This window comes from Frankia tisae (genome assembly GCF_025403405.1).
Taxonomy (GTDB): Bacteria; Actinomycetota; Actinomycetes; order Frankiales; family Frankiaceae; genus Frankia; species Frankia tisai.
Window position 1 is genome coordinate 1 of record NZ_JANEZT010000691.1, and the last position, 1,080, is coordinate 1,080.

Here is a 1,080-nt window from a genome sequence, read left to right on the forward strand (position 1 = left end):
GTGGCCCAGATCCAGCGCCAGCGCGACGACTACGCCGGGCATGTGCTGTCCATCCGCGACGGCGATGTGCGCGCCCTCGCCCTGCTGCACGACACCACGCCGCAGGAGTTCGCCGAGCGTCTGCGTAACTGGGGCGTCCTGGAGACGAGTTTCCCCGAGGAGAGCGAGGAGCCGCCGGAGTAGTCCGGTGGTTCGTTCCAGGCGCGTCACGCGCCGCAGGTGATGAACGGTCGACGCGGACCGTGGACTGCGACTGGCCCATCTCCGGAAGGCCTCGCGCGGCATAGCCGCCGCCGACGGCCGACCGGTCCAGGTGCGACCGGGCGGGGCCCACACGGCAGCGGGCCGACCGGGGCGGCAGTGCCCCAGCGCAGGGCGCACCCCCTCCCGGCCGTCGCGCCAGGAGGTGGACAATGACCAGAAGGCGGGTCGCGCGCAGCGGCTTGGTCCTCGGCGCAGGCGGAGTCCTAGGATCCGCCTGGATGATCGGCGCCATGCGTGCCGTCGAAACCGAGACTGGCCGCGACCTGGGCAGTAGCGACCTGGTGGTCGGCACCTCCGCCGGCTCGGTCGTCGCGGCCCTGCTTGGCCTCGGCATCGGCATCGACGTGATGGCCAATTCCGAACGCGGACTGTACGAGGCGGGCGGCCCCGTCCTCGACTACCGCGACCTCGGCGCGTCTCTCCCCCCGCGGCCCCGGATGCGGATGGGCTCCCCACGGCTGCTCACGGCCAGCGCGCTGCACCCCCGGCACGCTTCGCCGATGGTGACCCTGGCAGCGATCCTGCCGCAGGGCCGCGGCAAGATCTCCGCAGTGGGTGACCTGGTCGCGGCCGCGATGGACCGCAAGGGCCTCGGCCTTGCCGACTGGCCCGTCGCGACGGCCCTGCGGATCGTCGCGATGAACTTCGACACCGGCCACCGGGTGCTGTTCGGCGCGCCCGACGCACCCCGGGTGACGCTGCCCGAGGCTGTCATGGCGTCCTGCGCGATCCCCGGCTGGTACGCGCCGATCGAGTCCAGCGGCCAGCGCTTCGTCGACGGCGGGACCCGTTCACCCACGTCGGTCGACCTGCTCG

General features: G+C 73.0%; 1 protein-coding gene and 1 pseudogene. Both read left to right on the forward strand.

The window, feature by feature from the left end; all coding sequences use genetic code 11:
* Positions 1-183: pseudogene (locus tag NBZ85_RS31145) on the forward strand (transcriptional regulator); the annotation flags it as partial.
* Positions 184-413: 230 nt separating this feature from the next.
* The coding region (locus NBZ85_RS31150; protein ID WP_261563424.1) for a patatin-like phospholipase family protein at positions 414-1,080 on the forward strand (667 nt) is incomplete at its 3' end.